The sequence below is a fragment of the Aeromonas sp. HMWF014 genome (assembly GCF_963878295.1).
In the GTDB taxonomy this organism is placed as follows: Bacteria; Pseudomonadota; Gammaproteobacteria; order Enterobacterales; family Aeromonadaceae; genus Aeromonas; species Aeromonas popoffii.
Window position 1 is genome coordinate 1 of record NZ_CAWNYS010000430.1, and the last position, 5,046, is coordinate 5,046.

Annotated in this window: 6 protein-coding genes; 3 read left to right on the forward strand and 3 right to left on the reverse strand. The window is 63.2% G+C overall.

The window, feature by feature from the left end; all coding sequences use genetic code 11:
- The 3 genes from AAC083_RS17005 to AAC083_RS17015 all read left to right on the forward strand — a co-directional run.
- On the forward strand, positions 1 to 379 hold a 379-nt coding region (locus AAC083_RS17005; RefSeq protein ID WP_258224739.1), incomplete at its 5' end, for a DnaT-like ssDNA-binding domain-containing protein.
- A gap of 71 nt (positions 380 to 450) precedes the next feature.
- Entirely contained in the window at positions 451 to 1,305 is an 855-nt protein-coding gene (locus AAC083_RS17010) for a DnaA ATPase domain-containing protein (protein ID WP_042866153.1), read from the forward strand.
- Between the two features lie 133 nt (positions 1,306 to 1,438).
- Positions 1,439 to 2,074 carry an SDR family oxidoreductase gene (locus AAC083_RS17015; protein WP_108537218.1) on the forward strand — a complete coding sequence of 212 codons (636 nt, stop codon included), beginning with the start codon at positions 1,439 to 1,441 and terminating at the stop codon, positions 2,072 to 2,074.
- A gap of 59 nt (positions 2,075 to 2,133) precedes the next feature.
- On the opposite strand, the gene AAC083_RS17020 is transcribed toward AAC083_RS17015, so the two are convergent.
- The 3 genes from AAC083_RS17020 to AAC083_RS17030 all read right to left on the reverse strand — a co-directional run.
- Positions 2,134 to 3,354, reverse strand: a complete 1,221-nt coding sequence (locus AAC083_RS17020; RefSeq protein WP_258224740.1) for an ABC transporter permease — start codon at positions 3,352 to 3,354, stop codon at positions 2,134 to 2,136.
- Positions 3,355 to 3,418: 64 nt separating this feature from the next.
- A complete protein-coding gene (locus AAC083_RS17025; protein ID WP_108537219.1) occupies positions 3,419 to 4,564 on the reverse strand; it encodes an ABC transporter permease in 1,146 nt (381 codons plus the stop codon).
- Positions 4,564 to 5,046, reverse strand: a 483-nt coding sequence (locus AAC083_RS17030; protein ID WP_146181716.1) for an HlyD family secretion protein, incomplete at its 5' end; no start/stop codon positions are given. The genes AAC083_RS17030 and AAC083_RS17025, both read right to left, overlap by 1 nt.

Sequence of the window (5,046 nt, forward strand, 5' to 3'; positions counted from 1 at the left end):
GAAGGTGCGCAGCCCGCTGCCGGAGCGCCCCTTTCAGATGCACCTGCAGTGGCGTCCGGATGAGGAGCTGCCCGCCCTCGCCCGCCTGTGCGGGGTGATCGATGCCAGCTACAACGAAGAGGACCTGGGGGAGTTCATCGCCTACTGGCTGGGCCGACCCGAGGTGTTCGACTCCCAGCATCAGTGGATGCTCAAGTTCATTCGTGCCCTCAAGACCCGCCGCTACGTCCGTCGCCAGCCGATGGAGGCGAAAGGTTATCAGCAGGTCACGTCAGCCCCGGCAGATTCAGGCCCGAGCAAGCGGGCACAGCAGATGATAGAAGAGGCTAAACGGCTGGCCCAAGTGCAGACCGAGGAACAGGCACCGGATAATGATTGATAGCGGCCCCTGCCAGCAGGCAAAATCAGTGCCTTGTCACCCCATCCCTGACCCAGCAGAAGGAGCATTCCATGACTGACCCGCAAGATCCCCTGCGCCAGGAGCTGGAAGAGATCGAAGCCAAGCGCAAAAGAATCGCCAAGGCTAAACAGGACCACCGGGTGCACGACACCGAACTGAGTCAGCACGTGGGCGGCTTGCTGGAGCGCATTCGTCGCCTGCAGGCCCAGACTGGTGGCAGCCAGTACGACTACGAAACCCTGCGCAAGGAGTACGACGCCAAGGCCAACGCCGAGGTGCGCGAGCTGCAAAAAGCCGCTCGCCAGGAGCGGATCCAGAAACTGATCGCCCAGGCCGACCTCAACCCGGACTGGGTATTCGAGAAGATGGATGCCACCGATCCGGCACTGCAATACCCCATGGAGACGGCCCGCTACTTCATCAGCGGCTTCGAGCACTGGGAGAAGAGCGGCGGCGGCTGCATGCTGATCTATGGCGACTACGGCACCGGCAAGTCGACCCTGGCGGGCGCCGTGGCCCATGAGCTGATCGAGCGCCACCAAAAATCGGTGATCTTCCAGCAGTGGGCCTCTATCGTGGATCGCCTCTTCTTCAACGTGATCCAGGATCAGGAGGAGCGCAACCAGTACCGCCGCGCGCTGGAAGAGGTCGACCTGCTGATCATCGACGAGGTATCGGCCAACCGCGCCAAGATGGCAGAGAGCCAGTCCAGCTTCCTCGGTCACCTGCTGCGTCGCCGGCGCAACCTGTCCAAAAGCGTCATCATCATCACCAACCACAGCCCGCAGAGCCTGCATCAAGCCATCGGCGACTTCAGCTTCGAGGCGATCAAGGCGTTCAATCCGGTGGATATCCACCTGAGCGGCCCCAGCCGTCGCCCCAACATAGGCCACTACAACGGCTGATCCTGTGCGAGCCCGGGCCAGCGGCCCGCGGCTCGCCGCATTTCCCCTGCTTGCCCCTCAAATAAAAACAACTCTCATTTACAGCGCTACGCCAACCCTCTAGGCTAACCCTTTCGCCACAGGGAGCAGCACAATGCCAACCACACTTATCTTCGGAGCCAGCCGCGGGCTGGGCCGCGCCTTCACCGAGCACGCCCTGCGCCAGGGCCATAGGGTCGTGGCCCTGGTCCGTAACCCAGCGCTGGCCGCCGAGCTGCGCGTATTGGGGGTCGAGGTCGTTGAGGGAGATGCCCTCGACCATCAGGCCGTCGCGCAGGCTTGCTCACTCGCAGGCAACGAGGCCGGGGTCATCTCGACCCTCGGTAGCTTCCGCCAACCGGCCCCCGTCGATTATCAAGGCAACCGCCAGGTAATCGATCAGATGGAGCTGGCCGGGCTCAAACGCCTGCTGCTGGTCACCTCGCTCGGGTGTGGTGACAGCTGGCAATATTTGCCCGAACGAGCCAGAGCCGCCTTCGGCCACGAGGTACGTTTGAAGAGTCTGGCGGAGAGCTGGTTGCAGACCAGTACGCTGACCTGGACCATAGTTCGCCCGGCCGGCTTGCAGGATGGCGAGGCCACCGGGCAGGCCGTGTTGAGTCAGGGGAGCGAAGTGCACGGTCTGGTACGCCGTGCCGATGTGGCAGCCCATGGATTGCAACTGCTGAGCGATGAGCAGGCAGTGGGACAAATTTACGCCATCGGCGATCCCACCCTCAGCCGGGGGTGAGCAAGCCGGATAACAAAACGGTCAGCCCCCGGGCTGACCGTTTTACTGTCTGATGTCGTCTAGCTGGCCGAGGGGCCACGCTCGGTTTTCGTCTCCGCAGCCACCCCGCCCGACGCGACCACCTCCCCCACAAGCGACCGCTGACGCCAGCGCAGCAACAGACAAGCCAGCCCACCGTAAAGCAGCGCCAGCCCCCACAACTGCCACCAGTAGTGGGAAACCTGGGCAAACTCTGCCCCCATCTGGTTGAGGCGCAAGAAGCCCTCGATGGCCGGCGTGCTCGGCACCCACTGGGCCAGCCAGTTGAGGGGAGGAGGGATCAGCTCCAGCGGCCAGATAAAACCCGCCAGGAAGACCAGCGGCATGGAAGAGAGCAATACCACCTGGGTCGGCAGATCCCGCCGGGTAAACAGGGCCCCCAGCACTATGCCAAGCCAGGTGCTCGCCAACAGGAATGGCAGGGTGAACAGCCACAACTCGGCCGGCTCTGCGGTGCGCACAATGTTGTAGTGATCGAAGCAGAAGCCGAAGAAGTAGGTCACCGGCAGCACGAACAGCCCGCCCACCACCAGGGTTCTGGCCAGCAGCAGGGCAAGCACAGGGGCGCTCTGCCAATAGCCAGGCTCCCCGCGACCGCTGCGCTGATTCTGGGTTGCCCCCAGGATCCCGGTCCCCATCAGCAGCACCTGATGCAGGATCAGCACAAACACTGCTGGCACCACGTAGTTCACATAACCCATGGTGGGGTTGAACACGGGCAGCGCATTGAGCCCGACCGCATTCCAGCCCATGGCCGCCTGCGGCAGTGCCTCGCCATGACTCAGCAACCGCGCCACCTTCACCTGCGCTGCCAGGGTACCCCCCGCCTGCGCCAGCCCCTCGGCAATGGTGCCGTAGACCAGGAAGTAGGAGGCATCACCGGCATAGCTCAGGGTGACGCTCCTGCCCTGCATCAGATCCCGATAGAAGTAGCGGGGAATGTGCAGTATGCCGCTCCCCTTCCCTGCTATCAGCAACTGGCGCGCCTCTTCCAGGCTGCTGGCCCGTGCCACCAGTTTCACCTGCGGGGTAGCATCGGCCATGAACTCCAGCTGACGGGAGAGCTGGCTGCCATCCTCATTGACCACCACCACAGGCTCTTCTCTGGGCAGTTGCTGCAGGTAGGGCTGCGGGTAGAGGAAGGAGTAGAAGAAGACGCCACCAAACAAGGTCAGCATGATGGCCCTATCGGCCAGCAGAGTACGCCACTCGAGCCTTACCAGATCCCAAAAACCTAGCATGACATCCACTCCTTCCCCGGCGTGGCAGAGCCGCACGGTTCAAGCCGTATCAACCCCCAAAAACCTAGCATGAAGTCGGCCCCTTATCGGCAGTGTGGCGCGCCAGCTCGGCCTGCTGCTGGTAACGACGAACAACCAGCAACAGGGGCAGCAGGAACAGCAGCAAGGCCCCGAACTGGGGCAGGGCAGCACTGAGCGGCTGGCCGTAGTTGGCCTGCCCTATCTGCAACTCCACATAGTGGGAGATGGGCAGGAGGCTGCGCCAGAGGCGAGCGAAATCCCCCATGGCGCTGACCGGAAAAGTCACGCCCATAAAGGCAAAACCCGGTGCCGTATAGGCGCCCGCCAGCGACAGGGCGCGGGCCGGATCCCGGATGACGCCGTAGAAGAAGGCCCCCATGCTGACGCAGGCGGCCGAAGCCAGCCCCAGTCCCAGTGTCAGCACCAACCAGCTGCCTTGCATCGGATAGCCAAACGCGTTGAACAGCAGCAGGCTCCACGCCAGACCCCAGGCCCACCCGATCAGCACATGAGGCAGCAAAATGCGCCAGAGGCCGAACCAGACCCCTTGGCCGGTCCAGTCCAGCCCCAATCGATCGGTGCGGGCCAGGGCGTTGATCCCATAGAGCACCAGCAGGATCTGCCACACCGCCGGCAACAAGGCACTCAGCAGGAACTGGGCATAGCTGGAGTTGATGTTGTAAAGCGCAGTCACCTGGTTGCTGATGGGCACGGATTGCCCCACGGCGCCAGGCATGATCTTGCCATCGGCCATGGCGGCCAACACGCCCACCTGACCGTTGAGGGTACCCACCACCTGCGCCAGTGCCGAGTTGACCAGCTTGGCGATCAGAATGAACTGGCCGTTGTTGAACACTGTCACCTGCGGCTGGGTACCCTGACGGGCATCCCGCTCAAGATGGTTGGGGATCACCACCAGCGCATAGATATCACCGCCGCGTAGCGCGCGCCCCCCCTCGTCGATGGAATCGAACTGACTGGCAAGGCGCAGCCCGGCGGAACCGTCCAGCGAGAACGCCAGCTGACGGGAAAGGACGCTCTGATCCAGATCCACCAGACCAACGTTGAGATCCCGGGCCAGCCCGGCCGAGAAGATCCAGCAGAGCACCCCCATCAACAGCAAGGGAACCCAGCTCATCAAGGCCAGACCGAACGGATCCTGCCACAACCGCCGCCATTCACGTCTCATCAGAGTTCGACCAGCACACTCATGCCAACTCGCAGACCGTCAACCGGTTGCAAGGGACGCGCCTCCACCAGGAAGCTTTTCATGTCGAAACCCTGACGGGTATCTGTGGCGCGCCAGGTGGCAAAATCCCCCATCACAGCCACGTGAGTCACCTTGAAGCGCACCGTCTGTTCACCCAGTCCCGGGATGGTGGCATCGAACTCTGTGCCCAGCGAGAAGCGGGGCAGCAGATCTTCGCGCACATGGAACTGGGCCCAGGCATCCTGCATGTCGAGCAGGGTCACCACCGGGAAGCCCTGCGGCGCCAGTTCGCCACTGCGCAGCAGCACCTGGGATACCTCCCCTGCATGCGGGCTGGCGATGCGAGTATCGGCCAGATAGGCCTCTACTTCCGCCACCGAGCCCGCCGCCATGTTGGCCTGCTCGCGCGCCGCCACCTTGGTCTCTTCCCGCGCCCCTTCCAGGGTCATCTGGTACTGCTG